At 69.1% G+C, this 17,146-nt stretch carries 17 protein-coding genes; 10 read left to right on the top strand and 7 right to left on the bottom strand.

Annotated elements, in window-relative coordinates:
- Nucleotides 1-4: 4 nt before the first annotated feature.
- Both ELQ94_RS08730 and ELQ94_RS08725 read right to left on the bottom strand, forming a co-directional pair.
- Nucleotides 5-2,014 (bottom strand): YhgE/Pip domain-containing protein, encoded by a 2,010-nt coding sequence (locus ELQ94_RS08730; protein ID WP_127049218.1) that lies wholly within the window; start codon nucleotides 2,012-2,014, stop codon nucleotides 5-7.
- Nucleotides 2,011-4,815, bottom strand: a complete 2,805-nt coding sequence (locus ELQ94_RS08725) for an MMPL family transporter (RefSeq protein ID WP_127049216.1) — start codon at nucleotides 4,813-4,815, stop codon at nucleotides 2,011-2,013. The genes ELQ94_RS08730 and ELQ94_RS08725 overlap by 4 nt, the downstream gene beginning before the upstream one ends.
- A 107-nt stretch (nucleotides 4,816-4,922) precedes the next feature.
- Here ELQ94_RS08725 and ELQ94_RS08720 point away from each other — a divergent pair, with 107 nt between their 5' ends.
- Nucleotides 4,923-5,591 (top strand): TetR/AcrR family transcriptional regulator, encoded by a 669-nt coding sequence (locus ELQ94_RS08720; protein ID WP_127049214.1) that lies wholly within the window; start codon nucleotides 4,923-4,925, stop codon nucleotides 5,589-5,591.
- A gap of 37 nt (nucleotides 5,592-5,628) precedes the next feature.
- Here the strand turns inward: ELQ94_RS08720 and ELQ94_RS08715 are convergent, their stop codons facing one another.
- The gene (locus tag ELQ94_RS08715; RefSeq protein ID WP_127049212.1) at nucleotides 5,629-6,078 is read right to left on the bottom strand and encodes a MarR family winged helix-turn-helix transcriptional regulator; all 450 of its coding nucleotides are present in this window, start codon (nucleotides 6,076-6,078) and stop codon (nucleotides 5,629-5,631) included.
- Between the two features lie 63 nt (nucleotides 6,079-6,141).
- On the opposite strand from ELQ94_RS08715, the gene ELQ94_RS08710 reads away from it, so the two are divergent.
- Nucleotides 6,142-6,510 carry a VOC family protein gene (locus ELQ94_RS08710; RefSeq protein ID WP_127049210.1) on the top strand — a complete coding sequence of 123 codons (369 nt, stop codon included), beginning with the start codon at nucleotides 6,142-6,144 and terminating at the stop codon, nucleotides 6,508-6,510.
- Here ELQ94_RS08710 and aztA read toward each other — a convergent pair.
- Nucleotides 6,488-7,186 carry a zinc ABC transporter ATP-binding protein AztA gene (gene aztA, locus ELQ94_RS08705; protein ID WP_127049208.1) on the bottom strand — a complete coding sequence of 233 codons (699 nt, stop codon included), beginning with the start codon at nucleotides 7,184-7,186 and terminating at the stop codon, nucleotides 6,488-6,490. The two genes, ELQ94_RS08710 and aztA, sit on opposite strands and share 23 nt — an antisense overlap.
- Before the next feature lie 56 nt (nucleotides 7,187-7,242).
- Between aztA and aztB the strand changes: the two genes are divergently transcribed.
- The 4 genes from aztB to aztD are packed head-to-tail and all read left to right on the top strand — an operon-like array spanning nucleotide 7,243 to nucleotide 11,559.
- Entirely contained in the window at nucleotides 7,243-8,106 is an 864-nt protein-coding gene (gene aztB / locus ELQ94_RS08700) for a zinc ABC transporter permease AztB (RefSeq protein ID WP_208007594.1), read from the top strand.
- 45 nt (nucleotides 8,107-8,151) lie between these two features.
- Entirely contained in the window at nucleotides 8,152-9,387 is a 1,236-nt protein-coding gene (locus tag ELQ94_RS08695) for an ABC transporter (protein ID WP_127049206.1), read from the top strand.
- A gap of 2 nt (nucleotides 9,388-9,389) precedes the next feature.
- The gene (aztC, locus tag ELQ94_RS08690) at nucleotides 9,390-10,316 is read left to right on the top strand and encodes a zinc ABC transporter substrate-binding protein AztC (protein WP_127049204.1); all 927 of its coding nucleotides are present in this window, start codon (nucleotides 9,390-9,392) and stop codon (nucleotides 10,314-10,316) included.
- Nucleotides 10,317-10,353: 37 nt separating this feature from the next.
- On the top strand, nucleotides 10,354-11,559 hold the full coding sequence (aztD, locus tag ELQ94_RS08685) for a zinc metallochaperone AztD (protein WP_208007593.1): 1,206 nt from the start codon (nucleotides 10,354-10,356) through the stop codon (nucleotides 11,557-11,559).
- A gap of 107 nt (nucleotides 11,560-11,666) precedes the next feature.
- On the opposite strand, the gene ELQ94_RS08680 is transcribed toward aztD, so the two are convergent.
- Nucleotides 11,667-12,404 carry an SDR family oxidoreductase gene (locus ELQ94_RS08680; RefSeq protein ID WP_127049202.1) on the bottom strand — a complete coding sequence of 246 codons (738 nt, stop codon included), beginning with the start codon at nucleotides 12,402-12,404 and terminating at the stop codon, nucleotides 11,667-11,669.
- 111 nt (nucleotides 12,405-12,515) lie between these two features.
- On the opposite strand from ELQ94_RS08680, the gene ELQ94_RS08675 reads away from it, so the two are divergent.
- From ELQ94_RS08675 to ELQ94_RS08660, 4 genes are all read left to right on the top strand, one after another.
- Nucleotides 12,516-13,439 carry an AraC family transcriptional regulator gene (locus ELQ94_RS08675; protein WP_127049200.1) on the top strand — a complete coding sequence of 308 codons (924 nt, stop codon included), beginning with the start codon at nucleotides 12,516-12,518 and terminating at the stop codon, nucleotides 13,437-13,439.
- 150 nt (nucleotides 13,440-13,589) lie between these two features.
- Entirely contained in the window at nucleotides 13,590-13,964 is a 375-nt protein-coding gene (locus tag ELQ94_RS08670; protein WP_127049198.1) for an HNH endonuclease, read from the top strand.
- A gap of 60 nt (nucleotides 13,965-14,024) precedes the next feature.
- Nucleotides 14,025-14,879 (top strand): hypothetical protein, encoded by an 855-nt coding sequence (locus ELQ94_RS08665; protein ID WP_208007592.1) that lies wholly within the window; start codon nucleotides 14,025-14,027, stop codon nucleotides 14,877-14,879.
- Nucleotides 14,880-14,964: 85 nt separating this feature from the next.
- On the top strand, nucleotides 14,965-15,480 hold the full coding sequence (locus ELQ94_RS08660) for an AAA family ATPase (protein WP_127049196.1): 516 nt from the start codon (nucleotides 14,965-14,967) through the stop codon (nucleotides 15,478-15,480).
- On the opposite strand, the gene ELQ94_RS08655 is transcribed toward ELQ94_RS08660, so the two are convergent.
- Both ELQ94_RS08655 and ELQ94_RS08650 read right to left on the bottom strand, forming a co-directional pair.
- Nucleotides 15,469-16,023 (bottom strand): hypothetical protein, encoded by a 555-nt coding sequence (locus ELQ94_RS08655; protein ID WP_127049193.1) that lies wholly within the window; start codon nucleotides 16,021-16,023, stop codon nucleotides 15,469-15,471. The genes ELQ94_RS08660 and ELQ94_RS08655 overlap by 12 nt on opposite strands.
- 10 nt (nucleotides 16,024-16,033) lie before the next feature.
- On the bottom strand, nucleotides 16,034-17,071 hold the full coding sequence (locus tag ELQ94_RS08650) for a LacI family DNA-binding transcriptional regulator (protein ID WP_243696926.1): 1,038 nt from the start codon (nucleotides 17,069-17,071) through the stop codon (nucleotides 16,034-16,036).
- Nucleotides 17,072-17,146: the final 75 nt, after the last annotated feature.

Here is a 17,146-nt window from a genome sequence, read left to right as displayed (position 1 = left end):
GGGGTCAGGCGGGGGTGGGGGACGTCGTGCGCGTGAAGCGGCGGGTCGGGACGGTGCGTTCCGTCGCCACGCGGATCGTCGAGACGATGAGCGCCCCCAGGGTCCAGAGGATCAGTGCGAAGACGGCCGGCGCGAGACCAGCGGTGCCCTCCACGAGGCCTCGGATCGCCTCTTGAGCCGGTGCGACGGGGAGGAATCCGAACACTGTATCGAGCGCTCCTGGCACGGTCGAGACGATTCCCGTCGCGAGCGTCACGATCGCGATGATCATCGACAGGAACCGGCCCGTCCCGCCGAACACAGCGATGAGGGCCTGCGTGACCGCGGCGAAGGCGATGCCTGCGAGGGCGAGCAACCCGGCGAAGCCGAACCACTCGGCGGCCCCGAACTCCAGCTGGAGCTGGAGCACAGCCGCCACGAGAACACCCTGCAGTGCGCCGACGATGGCGGCCGGGGCGAACGCGCGGAGCACGAGCGCGGCCGACGAGCGGGTGGACCCGACGAGCGACGTGGGGACGGCGCGCAAGAGGACGAAGGACCCGAGCGCTCCGATCCACAGCGCGAGCACCGCATAGAACGGGGCTCCCTTCGAGCCGAAGTCGATGCCGCCGCCCTCTGCGGCGACGGGGTCGGCCACGACGGACGCGAGGTTCTCACGCTCGCCCTCGGTGTACGAGGGAAGGGACTCCACTGCCGTGTCGAGGCCGTCGGCGAGCTGGCCGACGCCGTCCGCGAGGCCTCCGGCGCCCTCCGCGAGCGTCGTCGTTCCGCCCGCGAGCTGTGTCACACCGTCGGAGAACTGCGAAACGCCTGTGGCGTACTGGCTCACACCGGACGAGAGCTGGCCGGCTCCGGTTGAGAGCTGGCTCGAGCCGGAGGCGAGCTGGTTGCCGCCGTCGGCGAGCTGGGAGATCCCGGAGCGGAGGGCGGGAAGGCCGTTCGCGAGCGGTCCGACCTGGCCGGACAGATCCTGGAGACCGCTAGCGATCGGTGTGAGCCCACTGGCCGTCGCCGACAGTCCCGGATTCTGGGCTGTTCCGTCACCCTGCACGATTGCCGTCAGTCCCTGACAGATCGGGTCGACGCGTTCGGCGACTGCACAGCCGGCGACGAGCTCTTCGAGACCGTCGACGTACTGCTGCACGCCGCCGGCAACAGCCGTCGTGTTGTCAGCGAGCGAGTCGACGCCTGCCGCGAGTGCCGCCGCCTGATCTACGTCCGGAAGTGCCGAGGCGCCGGTGTTGAGGTCGTTCAACCCGCCCGCGAGTCCCTGGACACCGGTGTTGAGCTCGCTCGCGCCGCTGGCGAGTCCGCTGGCGCCCGTCGCGAGTTCGCTCGCCCCGGACTCGAGGGTGTCGGCGCCCGTCGCGAGTTCGCCCGCGCCGGTGGCGAGATCGTTCGCGCCGCTCGCGAGCGAGTCGGCGCCGTCGGCGGTCTGCTGCGCGCCGTCGGCGGCCTCGCCGAGCTGGTCGCCGAGGGTGTTGAAGCCCACGTAGACGTTCTCGAGGTACGAGGTCGTGAGCTCCTGGCCCGTGAGCGACGCGGCCGTGGAGGTGATGGTGGAGGTGAGCGCGTCGTCGACGAGTCGGGTGCGGTCCGAGGTGGTGACGTCGATCGTGGCCTGCTCGGCCTCGTCGGCGTCACCGCCGACGGAGGTCGCCGCCTCGGAAAAGTTCTCGGGGATCGTGACGACGGCCACGTAGTTCCCGTCCGCGAGGCCGGCCTCCGCGTCGTCCTCGTCCGTGATGACCCAGGTGTAGTTGGTGTCGTCGTTGCCGACGAGTCCGGCGGAGAGCTGGCGCCCGAGGGGTACCTGCTGTCCGTCGATCTCGACGGGTTCGTCGTTGTTCACGATAGCCGCAGTCACCTGGGGGAGGCGGTCCTCGGGGTTCCAGAGCGCCCACACGAGGATGCCCGCCACGACGAGCGGCACGAGGATGATGCCGAGGATCGAGACCCAGCCGATGCTGCGGCGGCTGCCGGCGCGTTCGAGGATGCTGACGGGGGTGCTCATGCGCGTACCTGCGTTCCTGCGTGTCGAGGGTCCATGGTGGGCGCTGCGTGAGCGGCACTCGCCTGGGTGAGAGTGTGGGTGGCGCCCGGTGCGGGCAGCACGTCGGCGGTGTCGCCGGTGGTGCCGAGGAGGATCGCGAGCGGTGAGACGGGCTCGCCGTACACCGAGCTGCTCGTCGCACCCGCGAGCAGGTCGCGGAGCTGCGCCCGGACGGTGGTGTCCGTGACGAGGTCGACGCCGTCGATCGCGATCACCGACGGGCGCTCGGCGAGCGAACGCCGCAGCGCGATCACCGGATCGTCCGAGCGACCGAGGTCGACGTACCCGGTGCGCGAGCGCACTCCGCTCGCACGGACGGGCAGGGGGAGCCCGGCCACCTTGAGCTTGCCCTCGCTGGGAGCGAGCCGACCCGTGAGGGTCAGGAGCGCCGCGGACACCGTGAGCGGGGAGGCGCCGTGGATCACGACGGAACCACCGTTCGGCACCATGAGGGAGAGGTCCGAGAGGATCACCGCATCGTCCTCGGCGACGCGGACACCCTCCGCGGCGACGGCCACGTCGGCTCCCGGCGCGGGGAAGTCGCGCAGCGCGAGCTCCTTGTGGATGCCCTCGCCCTCGACGTCGAAGTGGGGGAGCGCCTTGTCGAGCCAGCGCGGGATCCACCACGCGCGCTCGCCGAGAAGGGAGAGCACAGCGGGCATGAGCGTCATGCGCACGATGAACGCGTCCACGAACACGCCGGTCGCGAGGCCGAGCGCGATCGGCTTGATGTTCGTGTCGCCCTCGGGCACGAAAGCCGCGAACACGGCGAACATGATCACGGCGGCAGCCGTGACGACCTTCGCTGATCCGAGGAAGCCTGTCGTGATCGAGCGGCGCGCATCTCCGGAATGCACGTAGTCCTCGCGCATCCGGGCCACGAGGAAGACCTCGTAGTCCATCGCGAGTCCGAACAGCACACCCATGAGGATGATCGGCATGAAGCTGATCACCGGCCCGGTGTTCGCGACGTGCAGCAGGTCGGCGCCCACGCCGTTCTCGAACACGAGCGCGACGACGCCGAAGGACGCGAGCACCGAGAGCAGGTAGCCGAGCGCCGCGGTGACGGGCACCCAGATGGAGCGGAACACCATCGTGAGGAGGATGAGCGAGAGTCCGACCACGAGGATGCCGAAGGGGAGCAGGGCCTCCCCGAGCTTGTCGGAGACGTCGATGCCCACGGCGGTGAAGCCGGTGACGGAGAGGTCCACGTCGTACTCGTCGAGGAAGTAGTCGTGCAGGCCGCGGATCTCCGCGACGAGCGCCTTCGTCTCCTCCGAGTCGGGCGAGCCCTCCGGGATCACCTGGATGATGCCGGTGTCGGCCGTCGGGTTCGGGGTCGCGAGGGGCACGGCGGCGACGCCGTCGAGGTCTTCGATCTCGCTCTTCAGGTCGTCCATGAGTCCGAGCGGGTCGGTGCTCTCGACGATCGTGCCCGTGACGATGAGCGGGCCGTTGAAGCCCTCGCCGAAGTTGTCGGACACCATGTCGTATGCGATGCGAGCGGGGTCGTCCGGCGGGAGGGCGCCGGCGTCGGGCAGCGCGAGACGGAGACCTGCGGCCGGCAGCGCGAGGAGCACGACGGCGCCGACGACGGCGAGGATCGTGACGATGGGCCAGCGGGTGGCCGCCTTCACCCAGCCGTGGAAGAAGCGGTTGGGCTTCACGGTGTCGCCATCGGACGAGGCGTGGGACAGCGGGTCGTGCGCCTCGCGGGCCGCGATCGCACGTCGCGTCCGCTTCGGCACGATCCGCATGCCCCAGATCCCGAGCACGGCAGGGATGAGTGTGAGGGAGATGATGACCGCGATGCCCACGCCGACCGCCGCGGCGACGCCCATGACGGTGAGGAACGGGATGTTGGCGACCGAGAGGCCCACGAGGGCGATGATCACGGTGAGGCCGGCGAAGATGACGGCGGACCCGGCCGTAGCAACCGACTGAGCCGCCGATTCCTCCGGCTCCATCCCGCGTTTCAGGTTGTCCTGGTGTCTCGAGATGATGAAGAGCGCGTAGTCGATCCCCACCGCGAGGCCGAGCATGAGGGCGAGCATCGGAGTGGTCGAGGAGACGGCCCCGAACGCGGTCGAGAGGTAGATGAGCGCGATCGTGATCGCGACGCCGAGCAGGGCCGTCATAAGTGGGATGCCCGCGGCGATGGCCGAACCGAACGTGAGGATGAGCACGACGAGGGCGACGATGATGCCGATGACCTCGGTGATCGTGAACGCGGGGAACGACGTGCTGTAGAGCTGCCCGCCGAGCGCGCTCTCGGCGCCGGAGGGGAGGTCGTCCGCGAGGGTCGCGGCGATCTCGGTGACGTCGTCGCGCGTGGACTCGGTGATGTCGCCGGCTGCTCCGTCGAACTGGATCGAGATGATCGCGGCACGGTCGTCGTCCGAGATCGAGCCGTCGATCATCTCGTCGTACGGGGACTGGGCGGTGTCGACCTGGCCGAGGTCGTCGAGGCTCGCGAGGGCGTCCTCGATGGGGTCCTTCACGTCGTCGTCGTTCACGGTGGAGCCGGACGCGACGTCGACCACGATCTGTGCGGACGCCCCACTCACCTGCGGGAACGTGGTGCTCAGGCGGTCGAGTGCCTCTTGAGACTCGGTGCCGGGGATCGAGACACCGTTGTCGGTGCCCTGGTTGAAGAGGAGCGCGGAGCCGCCCGCGAGCGCGAGCAGGATGATCCAGACCGCGATGACGGTCTTGCGCATGCGGAACGCCCAGCGGCCGAGCGAGTACAACAGTGAGGACACGCGGTCTCCAGTGAGAAGGGATGGAATTTTCGATACACCGGCGTATCCGATACACGAATGTATCCCGATACACTGATGTATCGCAATCCTCCACAGGAAAGGCCCAGATGTCTTCAGACGTCGATAGCATGCAGCCCGTCGCCGAGTCCGAGCGCCGCCGCCGCACGCGCGAACGCCTCATGGATGCGGCGTTCGAGGTCTTCGCGGAGGAGGGCGTGCATTCCGCGTCGGTCGAGGCGATCTGCGAGCGCGCCGGCTTCTCGCGCGGCGCCTTCTACTCGAATTTCGAGTCGAAGGAGGAGCTGTTCTTCGCGCTGTCCGATCGAGAGGTGGACAGCACGCTTCTGAAGGCCTCCGAACTCGCTCGCGACGTGCTGCCGGCGACGCCGACCGACGGCGCCGACGTGGTGGCCGAGGTCGTGCGCACGATGATCGCGTTCGTAGGTGGGGAGGCCAACTGGCATCGGATCGTCGCGGAGTACCGCCTGCTCGCGATGCGCGACGGCGCCATCGCGCCGCGCTACGTCGACTTCTCGCGGCGGCTGAACGACCGCGTCGTCGAACTGTTGCAGACAGTCACGCTGGGCGCGGGGCTGCGATTCGTCGGTGATCTCCAGCTCATCTCCCGCACGCTCCTCGCGCTCTTCAGCGCGATCACCGAAGATCAGCTCCTCGCCGGCGTGGCGGGCGCCCCCGATGTCGCCGCCGAGGACTCCCTCGCCTTCGACGCGATCGTCGCCTACGTGCACCTCGTCACGGAGCCGGACGAGGACTGACGATCCCGTCAACCGGCCGGGTTGATTGCCTGGTCGATCAGGCCTCCTCGTGCGCGCGGAGGTTCGCGATCATGCTTCGCAGGATGGAGCGCGCGGCCGTCTGTTCCTCGGGTGCGAGGTCGCGCAGCATGCGTACCTCCACGGAGCGGACCGCGGCGCTCGCCTCCTCGAGTCGACGACGACCGGCGGGCGTGAGCTGGGTGGGCAGGACCTTCCCGACCCGGGCCTCGGCCGGCCGGGTCACGTCGCCCTCGCGTTCGAGAGTCTGCAGCAGAACGTTCATCGACTGCCGCGTCACGAACGCCCCACGCGCGAGCTCGGAGTTCGACAGGCCGGGTCGCTGGGCGAGGAGCTCGAGGCACGAGTAGTGCGTCATGGTCATGCCGAGCGGGCGCAGGACCGCTTCCATGGCCGTCCGGAGAGCGCTCGACGTCTCCTTGAGCAGGTAGCCGAGCGAGGTCTCGAGTTCGATGACGCCTTGACTCATGTCAGTAGTCTGACATACGGTGGTCTATGTCAGACAACTGACATAGAAGAAAGCAGAGTCCTCATGCCCGTCACCGGCCCCGACTTCATCTCCCTCCAGTCCCGCGACCTCGACGCCTCGCAGGCGTTCTACGAGCACTACCTCGGTCTCGTCCGTTCGCCGGAGGGCCCGCCGCACGCCGTGGTCTTCACGACGAGCCCGATCGCGTTCGCACTGCGGGACGTCGTGCCCGGCACCGACCTCGCGTCGGTCGACCAGCCCGGCATCGGCGCCGCGATCTGGCTCCACGCCACCGACGTCCAGTCCATCCACGACGCCCTCGAGGCCGACGGTCACGAGATCGTCTCGGCCCCCGTGGACGGCCCGTTCGGTCGCACCTTCACCTTCGCGGACCCGGACGGCTACCGGATCACCCTGCACGACCGCGCCTGACGCCCGCATCGTCCGATGCCGTCTCCGACAGTCCGGCGACGAGGCCGTCGGTGAGGTGCACGACGCGGTGGGCCTCGTCGATCACGGCGGGATCGTGCGACACGCAGACGACGGCCGTCCCCCTCTCGGCCTCCGATCGCATGATCGCCCGGATGCGCTCGGCGCTGTCCCGGTCGAGCCCCGTGGTGGGTTCGTCGAGGAGGAGGAGGCCGGCACCCCGCGCGATCCCCTGTGCGAGCAACGCGCGTTGACGCTGTCCGCCGGAGAGGGCCGCGAATGGTTCGGTCGCGAGGGACGTGATCTCGAGCCGGGTCATCGCCTCGGTGATCGCTGCTCGGGCGTCGGCGTGGAGGGGGCGCCAGCGACCGGTCCGGCCCCATGCCCCCACGGTGACGACGTCGCGGACGGTGACGGGCAGTCGGTCGGAGATGGCCGTGCGTTGAGGCACGAAGGCGATGGCGGATTCGACCGAGCGCGTTCCGGATGACGGTTCGCGTGTGCCGGCGAGCACCTCGAGGAGGGTGGACTTGCCGGCGCCGTTCGGCCCCGCGATAACCGTCATCGAACCGGCGTGCACGTCGAGATCCACGCCTCCGAGCGCACTCCGGCCGTCGAAGTCGACGCGTATGCCGCGTAGCTGTGCTCGCGGCGCGGGGTGGGTGATCGTCGACGTCATGTCGTCCAGTGTACGCATTTGATAACTGTTCTCATTATCGACTACGGTCGGGTGTCATGCCCTCCCCGATCGACGGAATCCTCGAGCCGTTCGCGCTCGACTTCCTCCAGCGCGCCCTCGTGGGCGGCTCGCTCGTCGCCGTGCTCTGCGGCGTCGTGGGCACCTGGGTGGTCATCCGCGGGATGGCGTTCCTCGGCGAGGCGCTCGCCCACGGCATGCTGCCGGGCGTCGCGTTCGCTACGGTCCTCGGGATGCCCGTGCTCGTCGGTGGGGCGGTCAGTGCCGTCGCGATGAGCGTCGGGATCGCTGCCCTGCAGCGCCGTGCGCGGCTCTCCTACGACACGAGCATCGGCCTGCTCTTCGTCTCGATGCTGGCGCTCGGCGTCATCGTCATCTCCCACTCGGGCAGCTTCGCGACCGACGCGACATCGATCCTCTTCGGCGACATCCTCGCGATCACGTCTCTCGACATCGCGCTCCTCGCGGTCGCGGCGCTCGCCGGGATCGCGCTCGCCGCCGCCTTCCATCGGCCGCTCGTGGCGCTCGCGCTCGACACCCGTATCGCCGCCGTGCTCGGGCTCGGGCCGCGCTCCGCCCAGGCCGTGCTCGTCGGGCTCGTGACCCTCGCGGTGGTCGCGTCGTACCAGGCCGTCGGCTCGCTCCTCGTGGTGGGACTGCTCCTCGCGCCGGCGGTGGCCGCCGGGCAGTGGACCACCCGGATCCCCACGCGCATGGTGCTGGCCGCCGTCCTCGGTGTCGTCTCCGTGTTCATCGGGCTTCTGGTCTCCTGGCACGCGGCGACGGCCGCCGGGGCCTCGGTGGCGGCGACCGCCATCGCCGTCTCGGGTCTGTCGTGGGCGACGCGCGCGTCGCTCACGTCACTCCGACCGCGACCGGTGCGGTCTGCCGTCCCGGCGTAACGCCCGCCAGCTCCTCTCCACTTCCGCTTCACCTGAAAGGTCCACGTGCGCTTCCGCAACACCACCTCCGCTCTCCTGATCGGCATCCTCGCCGTCGGGTTGCCCGCCTGCTCCGCCGATCCCGCTGCGCCTCCCGCTGGCGGGACCACGGCCGACCAGTCGACGGGCGACGGACACGGCGCGGTCGCCAACGCGGCCGAGCTCTCGGAGCCGCGCCTCGGTCTCACCTCGATCGACCCGACGGGTGCCGTCTCCCACCTCGACCTCCTCGACGAGAGCGTGACGGAGCTCGGCAGCATCGGAGCCCCGGAGGCGATGACGACCGATGGCCGTTACCTCTTCGCGCAGACGGAGTCCGGCATCGAGATCGTCGACAGCGGCGTGTGGACCTGGGACCACGTCGACCACTTCCACTACTACCGGGCCGACCCGCGCCTGGTCGGAACGGTCGAGGGTACCGGGAACGCGACCGTCGCCACGACGAACCTGTCGACGACGGGCGGCACCGGGGTCTTCTTCGCGGACTCCGGCGACGCCGTGCTGCTCGATACGGAAGCGCTCTCGAAGGGCGAGGTCTCGGAACTCTTCCGCCTCACGACCGATCCCGGCGCCGGCATGGTCGTACCCGTCGGATCGTTCGCGCTCGTCACGGAGGGCTCCGGCGCCGAGACGTCCGTCGTCGGCTACACCGCCGACGGGGAGCCCACCGACCTCGTCGAGTCCTGCCCGGATGCGGCCGGCACGATCACCACACGCGTGGGGGCGGTGATCGGGTGCAACGACGGTGCCCTGCTCGCCTCGGTCGACGGCGACGAGCTCACGGTGGAACGCATCCCGTACCCCGAGGGCACGACCGCCCCGGCCGCGACGGCGTTCGACAACCGCGAGGGCCGTCCCACCGTCGCCGCGCTCGCGGGGGACGAGGGGGTCTGGTTGCTCGATACCCGCGAGCGTTCCTGGACACTGCTGCCCGCTCCCGCTCCGTTCGTGCAGGTGACGGCGGTGGACGACGAGGACGAGCACGTGCTCGCCCTCACCGCGGACGGCCGCGTGCTCGTGCTGGATGCGACCGGGGCCGTCGTGGCCGAGACCGAACCTCTCGTCGCCGCTTCCCTCGCTGAGGGGCAGTCCCCGACGCTCATCGCCGATCAGCAGCGCGCCTATCTCAGCGCCCCTTCCGAGCGCCTGCTGTTCGAGATCGACTACGCCGACGGCGCACGCATCGCGCGCACGCTCGAGACCGCCACCGAGCCGGCCTTCACGGCCGAGACGGGACGCTGACCATGGCACGGAACCCTCTGCGCGCATCGGTAGCCGCCGGGACGACGGCCGCCGCGTTGATCCTCTCCCTCGCGGGCTGCACGTCGGCCGGTGACGACCGCCCGGTCGTGATCGTCTCGACGAACATCCTCGGCGATGTCGTGGGCGAACTCGTCGGCGACGAGGCCGAGGTCGTGACCCTCATGAAGCCGAACGCCGACCCGCACTCGTTCGAGATCTCCGCCCAGGAGGCCGCGCGCCTGCGCTCGGCCGATCTCGTCGTCTCCAACGGACTCGGACTCGAGGAGGGGCTGCAGCAGCACCTCGACGCCGCGGAGGCCGACGGCGTGGAGACGTTCGTCGCGGGCGACGCCATCGACGTGCTCGACTACAGCGAGGGCGATGCCGAGGGGAGCCCCGACTCGCACTTCTGGACGGATCCCGCGCGCATGATCGACGTCGTCGATGCGCTCGAACCCGTGCTCACGGAGCTCGAGGGCGCGGATCCGGGTGCCGTCGAAGAGCACGCGGCCGCCTACCGTGCGGAGCTGGAAGACCTCGACGCGGAGATGACCGATGCCTTCGGGGCGATCCCGGACGAGCGCCGGGCGCTCGTCACAAATCACCACGTCTTCGGCTACCTCGCCGATCGGTTCGACTTCGAGGTCGTCGGGGCCGTCATCCCCGGCGGCACGACCCTCGCGGCCCCGTCGGCCTCCGACCTCGCCGATCTCGTCGACGCCGTCGAGCAGACCGGTGTGCCCACGATCTTCGCGGAATCGTCCTCGCCGGACCGGCTCGTCCAGGCTCTCGCGAGCGAGGCCGACGTGCGCGTCGACGTCGTCGAGTTGTTCACGGAGTCGCTCACGGGCCCCGAGGGTGGCGCCCCCGACTACCTGACCATGATGCGCGTCAACACGGAGCGCATCGCAACCGGGCTCTCTCGCTGAGAGTCCAACATCCCCACCAGAGAAGAAGGACACGTATATGCACACCCCGCACCTCCGACGAGCGAGCATCTCCCTGCTCGCCCTCGGCACGATCGCGACCCTCGCGGCCTGCTCGTCGAGCGCCGCACCGGCCGACGACCCCGCGAGCTCGGCCGCTGCCTCCGCAGCCGACGCGCGCATCGCCGTCGCCTACGAGGGCGGCATCCTCGTCCTCGACGGCACGACCCTCGAGACCGTCGCCGACCTCGACAGCGAGGAGTTCACGCGCCTCAACCCGGCCGGCGACGGCCGGAGCGTCATGGTCACCATGAGCGAAGGCTTCCAGGTGCTCGACACCGGCGCCGGTACGACGGAGGAGCCCGAGCTCACCGACACGATCTTCGCCGCCGACACCCCGGGCCACGTCGTCCGACACGGCGGCAAGACGATCCTCTACGCGGACGGCACGAGCGACACGACGATCTTCGACACCGACGCGCTCGCGTCCTCCGACGGCCTCCCCGAGGTCGAGACGATCCCGGGCGTCGAGGCGCACCACGGCGTCTCCGTCGTGCTCGAGGACGGCACCTTCCTCACCACCGTCGGCAACGCGGACGGACGCAACGGCATCGAGGTGCGCGACGCCTCCGGCGCCGTGACCGCCTCGAACGACCAGTGCCCCGGCGTTCACGGCGAGGGCACCGCGGCCGACGAGGCCGTCGTGTTCGGCTGCGAGGACGGCGCGCTCGTCTACCGTGACGGCGAGATCGTGAAGCTCGACGCCCCCGACCAGCCCTACGGCCGCATGGGCAACGCGTACGTCAGCGAGACCAGCCCGATCGTCGTCGGCGACTACAAGAGCGACCCCGACGCCGAGGGCTACTTCCTCGACGCGGTCACCCTCATCGACACCACCGCGGACTCCCTCGAGGTCGTCGACCTGCCCGAGGGTGTCGAGTACACCTTCCGCGGTGTCGCGCGCGGCCCGGACGACCTCGCGTACATCATCGGTTCGGACGGCGCGATCCACGTGCTCGACCCGGAGACCGGCGAGCTCACGGAGTCCTACCCGGTCATCGACGCGTGGGAGTCGCCCGTCGAGTGGCAGGACCCGCACCCCGCGATCACCGTCGCCGACGGCATCGCCTACGTGACGGAACCGGCCACGGACAGCATCCACGCCGTCGACCTGAGCACCGGCGAGATCGTCGCGACGGGCGAGCTCGACGTCACGCCGAACGAGATCGCCGTCGCCGCGGGCTAGTCCTACGAGAACGACAGAGGGGCGCGGAGCCGACGGCTCCGCGCCCCTTCTCGTCGTCCAGGCGCACACCGATAGGCAACGATGCCGGCGGCGTGGCGCCCAACCCGTCACCAGGCGACGGGGCCGTCCACGTCGGTGAAGGTGCCGGTCGGTCCGTCGGTGGGGATCGTGGCCATGGTCACCGCGGAGCGGGCTCCTTCTGCGGGGGTGAGGTGTCCGCGGTGCCCGTTGAGGTCCGTCGCGACGAAGCCGGGGCAGACGGCGTTGACGAGGATGTTCTCGGTCTCCAGGCCCCGCGCGTACATCATCGTGACCGCGGTCAGTGCGGTCTTGGACGGGACGTAGCCGAGGGCGATCGGGTCGGTGTTGGCGAAATCGGAGATGGCCGCGAGGGAGCCCGCGCTGCTCGAGACGTTGACGATTCGGGGCGAATCGGAGCGGCGCAGGAGCGGCAGGAACGCAGCTGTCACGGTGATGACGCCGAACACATTCGTCTCGAACACGAAGCGGACGTGGTCGACGTCCGCGGTCGCCGGCATCTGCCCGGCGATGTCGGCGCCGGGCTGGTGGCTGATCCCGGCGTTGTTGATGAGCGCATCCAGGTGGCCGTGGCTGGCGGTGATGCTGTCGGCCGCTGCGGCGACCGAGCCGGGGTCGGTGACGTCGAGCGCCACCGCGGTGACGGATGCCCCGGCGGCGCGGAGCTCGGCCGCGGTCCGCTCGCCCTGCTCGAGGCTGCGCGCGCCGATGATGACGGTGTGGCCGAGCTGCGCGAGCTGGGCGGCGATCTCGCGACCGATTCCCTTGTTGGCTCCGGTCACGAGGACGATCATCTGGTCTGTCATGGTGTTGTTCCTTCCACGGGCCGGGAACTCCGGACCGTAGAACCAGCCTGAGGCCCTCACGTCGTATTCGGAATAATGCGCGATCCGTTTTTCATGCTCTATAGTCCGGATATGGCGATCGACCGACTCTCCGAGGTTCTCGATCTCATCGAGGTGCGCAGCGTCGTATCGGGAGGTTCCGCGCTCCGCGGTCGGTGGCATACCCACAGCGTCATCGACGACGACCTCAAGTTCATCGCCGTGGTCCGGGGCAACGCCTCCCTGGCCACGGACGGAATCGACGAGCCGATCGTGCTGGCCGCCGGCGACGTCGCGGTGCTCAACGGGCGGTCCTGGCTGACACTCGACGGAGGGGAGGGGTCCGGAGATGCCCAGATCGTCGAGCCGCCGTCGGCGGGGTCGTCGATCAGCGACGCCGATGCCGACGCACCCGAGGTCGACATCCTGATCGGAGGTCGCGTCGACCTGAACCCGACGGGCAGAGAACTCCTCCTCCGAACCCTGCCACCCGTCGCGCACGTCGGCGCATCCAGTGCTGTCGGCCCGCACCTGCGCGGGCACGTCCAACGACTGTTCTCCGAGATGGTCGCGCAGCGGGTCGGCGCGGACTTCGCCATCCGTCAGTACGGGCAGCTGATCGTGCTCGACATCATCCGCGGGTTCATCCAGGACGCCGACATGCCCGCCGGATGGTTGAAGGCTCTCGCCGACGAGCGGCTCCGCCCCGCGCTCGCCCTCATCCACGAGCAACCCGCGAAGAGCTGGAGCCTGGAGGACCTCGCACGGGTGTCCTCGATGTCCCGCACGACGTTCGCGCAACGCTTCCGCGACGTCGCCGGCACCCCGCCGTTGGCGTATCTGATCGACTGGCGCATGCTGATCGCGCAACGTGAACTCCGCGGGGGTGACACCCGTGTCGGAGCGCTCGCCTTCACGCTCGGCTACTCCTCCGAGAGCGCGTTCAGTTCCGCCTTCAAGCGCCACCTCGGCGAGTCGCCGCTGGCCTACCGAACGCGGATCCGCCAGGAGGCGTAGCCGTGTCTCAGTGAGGGAACGTAGCACCGATGTTCTGCGCGGTGACCGTCGTCAGCCTTGCCCTGCGAGTCTCTGAAGGGTCTATGGCGAGGAGCCACCACGCGGCAGTATCGACCGTGCCGGGAGTGGTCGACGCAGTACGGTAATCGTGTGCCCCCTGGTCGCAAGTTCCCTGCCGCTACGAGGTCGAGGGCGGCTCGTGCACGGTATGCCAAGCGAAGAAAATCGCGGCTGGGTCGCGTCGACAACGACCTCACAGCCGAGCAATGGGCCGATATCCGCGAGGCCTGGGGCGGTTGCGCCTACTGCCGAGCCACAGATGTCGCCGTGCAGCGGGATTGCATCCAGCCGATCTCGCGTGGTGGCCGTTACACCCTGGAGAACGTGGTTCCCGCCTGCGCCTCGTGCAACGCGAGCAAACACAATGACGAGGTCACTGCGTGGCTTCGCCGAAAGAAACTGGACGAGCGAACGTTCCTCGTCCGTCAGGCGACGATCCTGAATGAACTTCTGTCTGCGGAGTAGTTTCTTCCCACGACGAGGACGACTGCTTCGGCCGGGCAGATGTCGTCTTCAGTCGAGGAGATGACTGGTGTCGTTCAACCGCGCGACAGCTCGGTTGTGGAAGTTGTCATCCCTGATTTCTCCGATCCTCAGATCGATCGCAATCAGGGACTCGTCGGAACGAGGTCGAACACCCACCCGGCCCGGCTCGAACGGGACTGCCTCCCTCTCCGAAACGGCCGCAGTCATGGGGTGAAGCTACGGCTAGGGCGGGTCGATTCGAGCATATCCTTGACGATCCGCACGTACCATCGTCGAGTGATCGTTGCCGTTGAGGGGCCGAGTGCTGCGGGAAAGACGACCTGGTGTCGCGCGGCCGTGGCTGAGTTCGTCGCCGAGTACGCGCCGACCGGGAGGGAACCGGACGGAGCCGACGCTGAGATCCAGGCGAGGTACTGGACCGGGGTCAACATCGATCGTTGGTCGCTGGCGATCACCCTCGAAGACCGGGACGGTGTGGCCGTCTGCGACAGCGATCCGATCAAGCTGCACTACTCCTGGTGCTTGGCGCGAATCGGAGAGGCTCCCGTGTCGCGGTACCTCCACGAGCTGGCCTCCGTGCGGGAAGCGATGAGTCGGCGGCACATCGGATTCGCCGATGCCGTCTGTGTGACGCTTCCCAACGACGAGGTTCTGCGACGACAGAGAGTCGGCGACCCGACGCGCTCGCGGCGTTCCTTCGACCTGCACCTCCGCCTCCGGGAGCCTCTCGAGGAGTGGTACCGAACGATGGACGGCCTCCTTCCCGGCGTCGTCACCTGGGAGCTTCCCTCCGCAGGTATCGACGGCCTCGTTCCGACGATGCGGTCCGATCGATACGACGTCGACCTGCTCGACGCGTTCGCATCGGAGCTCCCGCTGGTCGGCCGATCGTGAACGGTCGACCTCGTCGACGATGTCGACCGCACATGACTGGTCTGGAGACCCAAGCCGTGACGACAAAAGAACATGGAGGTGACGCATGACACCACTGTTCGTGTTGGTCGGTGGCTGGCCTGCCTCCGGGAAGTCCACTCTGGCCGCAGCGCTCGCTCTCGAACTCGGGTTGCCGTACCTGAGCAAGGACGAGGTCAAAGAAGCGTTGATGGACGCCCTCGGTCCGCCTCGCGATGTCGCCGCTTCTCGACGACTGGGAGTCGCCGCTGTGCACGCGGTACTCCGGACTGCTCGCACCTGTCCAGGTGCCGTCATCGACAGCACCTGGTTCGACTACACCAAGCCACTCGCGGAAGGCCTTCCCGGTCTTCGTGTGGAGATTCGGTGTCTGACAGACCGGGACACGGTCACAGCGCGTTACGCCTCTCGACAGCGCGATGATCGTCATCTGGACATACTCCGAACTGAGGAAGAGCTGTGGGGAGAGCCGGTCGCCGCACTGGGAGTCGGGCCGCTCATCGATGTCGACACGACGGGAGAGGTGGACATTGTGTCCCTCGCACAACGAATCATGTCCGAGGTGGCGCGGCTACAGAGCTGAAGCGCCCCGGGCGGAGGCGAGGGCGGCCTCGATGCGAGCGACACCGTGATCGATGTCGGTATCGCCCGTGTCGATCAACAGATCCCACAGGGTCCCGTCGACCTCGCGTGACCACTGCTCGTACACCCCGGTGAGGAAGTCTCGTTCCTTGGAGATTCCCCGCGTCGGGTCCGCTTGCGCCCGGGCGAGCGCGGCCTCGAACGGTGCCGTCGTGGCGACCGTCACCGTGACTGGCGTCGCGGGTACTCGTTTGAGGATCCGCGCGACTTCGTCCCACGAGCCCGAACCCTCGGCGATGACGCACGTCACGTCGGTCCGCAGCCAGAGACTCGTCACCGTCTCGAAGATCTGGTGCGCGTCCTCCCAACTCGGAAGGGTCGGCAGCGCCATCCCGGCGATCTGATCGAGCTCCACGAGTGCCACCCGTTCGCCCCTGCTCCGGAGGTCCGTGGCGAGAGCCGCGGCGAGCGTGCTCTTGCCCGAGGCCTGCGGGCCCGCGATCACGACAAGCGCGAGCGGGCCGGCTGAAGAGTCCATCGTCATGTCGGCCGTCTCAGCGGTGGAGAGCCGGTTCGCGCACGACGAGACGCGGCGCGACGAGGACGTGTTCGGCGGGAGTCGCGGAATCGAGGGGGGCGACGACTGTTCCCGTCTCGCCCATGAGGAGGTCGAGGGCGCCCGCGGCGACGAGTTCCGGCGACTGCTCGACGCTCGGCAGCCCGAGGGCCTCGGCGACGGGGGTGTTGTCGAAGCCGATGACGGTGAGGTCCTGACGGCCGGCGTCGGCTGCGGCCAGGTGTGCCGCGACGGCGAGCGAGTCGCTGACGCAGACCAGGGCGTCCAACCGGTCGCGCAGGCCGTCTTCAGCGAGTGCGGCGGTCATGAGCTGGCGGGCCGCGACGACATCGTCCGCCACCTCGAACACGGGGCCGCTGGCTCCGGCCGCCGACATGGCCTCCTGCCAGCCGCGTCGTCGGTCGTCGCCGGTGCCCTGGTCGGACGGCCACCCGAACCAGCCCACCCTCGGGCCGGCGTTCGCGAGCGCCCACGTGGTGGCGGCGGCGGTCCCGACAGCGCCGTCCACGTCCACCCAGCTGTGCGCCGAGGCGAAGACGTCGTCGCCGCCCCACGGTCGACCGAAGGAGACGAACGGCAGGTTCTTCTGCGTGAGCCAGCCGGTACGGGGATCGCCGTAGAAGGTGCCGGTGACGACGGCGGCGTCGATCTCGCCCCCGTCGATGAGGGCGCCGAGCCGCTCCATCTCCTCCTCGGGCGTGCGCGCGCTGTAGACACACACGCGCATGCCCCGTTCGCTTGCCCGCTCGGTGAGGGCGTGCACGAACCGGTCGAGGAGGACTCCGGAGATGCCGCCGCTGTAGGGATCGAGGTGCACGCCGATCGCGGAGCTGCGCCGCGTGCGCAACTGCCGAGCGGCCGCGGACGGGCGGTACTTGAGCTCGTCGATCGCCTGCTCCACGCGTTTCCGCGTGGTCTCGCGCACGATGCCGGGAGAGTTCAAGACGTTGGAGACGGTCTGGCGCGAGACGCCCGCGACCTTCGCAACGTCCTCGACCGTCGGCAGCTTCGTCACTACATTCCTCATCCCTCGCGACCTGAACGATCAAATCGCGTGGCTTCACCGTAGCGTCCCACCGCTTGACAGCGG

This window comes from Labedella endophytica (assembly GCF_003990045.1).
GTDB classification, from domain to species: domain Bacteria; phylum Actinomycetota; class Actinomycetes; order Actinomycetales; family Microbacteriaceae; genus Labedella; species Labedella endophytica.
Note: the sequence above shows the minus strand (reverse complement) of the source record. Positions and strands in the feature narration are given on the sequence as shown.

What these genes read in the sequence shown, in the direction of transcription:
- ELQ94_RS08655 (WP_127049193.1), bottom strand. Translation starts at nt 16,023, where the DNA reads ATGACGATGGACTCTTCAGCCGGCCCGCTCGCGCTTGTCGTGATCGCG.
- ELQ94_RS08665 (WP_208007592.1), top strand. Translation starts at nt 14,025, where the DNA reads ATGACTGGTGTCGTTCAACCGCGCGACAGCTCGGTTGTGGAAGTTGTC.
- ELQ94_RS08675 (WP_127049200.1), top strand. Translation starts at nt 12,516, where the DNA reads ATGGCGATCGACCGACTCTCCGAGGTTCTCGATCTCATCGAGGTGCGC.
- ELQ94_RS08660 (WP_127049196.1), top strand. Translation starts at nt 14,965, where the DNA reads ATGACACCACTGTTCGTGTTGGTCGGTGGCTGGCCTGCCTCCGGGAAG.
- aztC (WP_127049204.1), top strand. Translation starts at nt 9,390, where the DNA reads ATGGCACGGAACCCTCTGCGCGCATCGGTAGCCGCCGGGACGACGGCC.
- ELQ94_RS08720 (WP_127049214.1), top strand. Translation starts at nt 4,923, where the DNA reads ATGTCTTCAGACGTCGATAGCATGCAGCCCGTCGCCGAGTCCGAGCGC.
- ELQ94_RS08710 (WP_127049210.1), top strand. Translation starts at nt 6,142, where the DNA reads ATGCCCGTCACCGGCCCCGACTTCATCTCCCTCCAGTCCCGCGACCTC.
- ELQ94_RS08730 (WP_127049218.1), bottom strand. Translation starts at nt 2,014, where the DNA reads ATGAGCACCCCCGTCAGCATCCTCGAACGCGCCGGCAGCCGCCGCAGC.
- ELQ94_RS08680 (WP_127049202.1), bottom strand. Translation starts at nt 12,404, where the DNA reads ATGACAGACCAGATGATCGTCCTCGTGACCGGAGCCAACAAGGGAATC.
- aztD (WP_208007593.1), top strand. Translation starts at nt 10,354, where the DNA reads ATGCACACCCCGCACCTCCGACGAGCGAGCATCTCCCTGCTCGCCCTC.
- aztB (WP_208007594.1), top strand. Translation starts at nt 7,243, where the DNA reads ATGCCCTCCCCGATCGACGGAATCCTCGAGCCGTTCGCGCTCGACTTC.
- aztA (WP_127049208.1), bottom strand. Translation starts at nt 7,186, where the DNA reads ATGACGTCGACGATCACCCACCCCGCGCCGCGAGCACAGCTACGCGGC.
- ELQ94_RS08715 (WP_127049212.1), bottom strand. Translation starts at nt 6,078, where the DNA reads ATGAGTCAAGGCGTCATCGAACTCGAGACCTCGCTCGGCTACCTGCTC.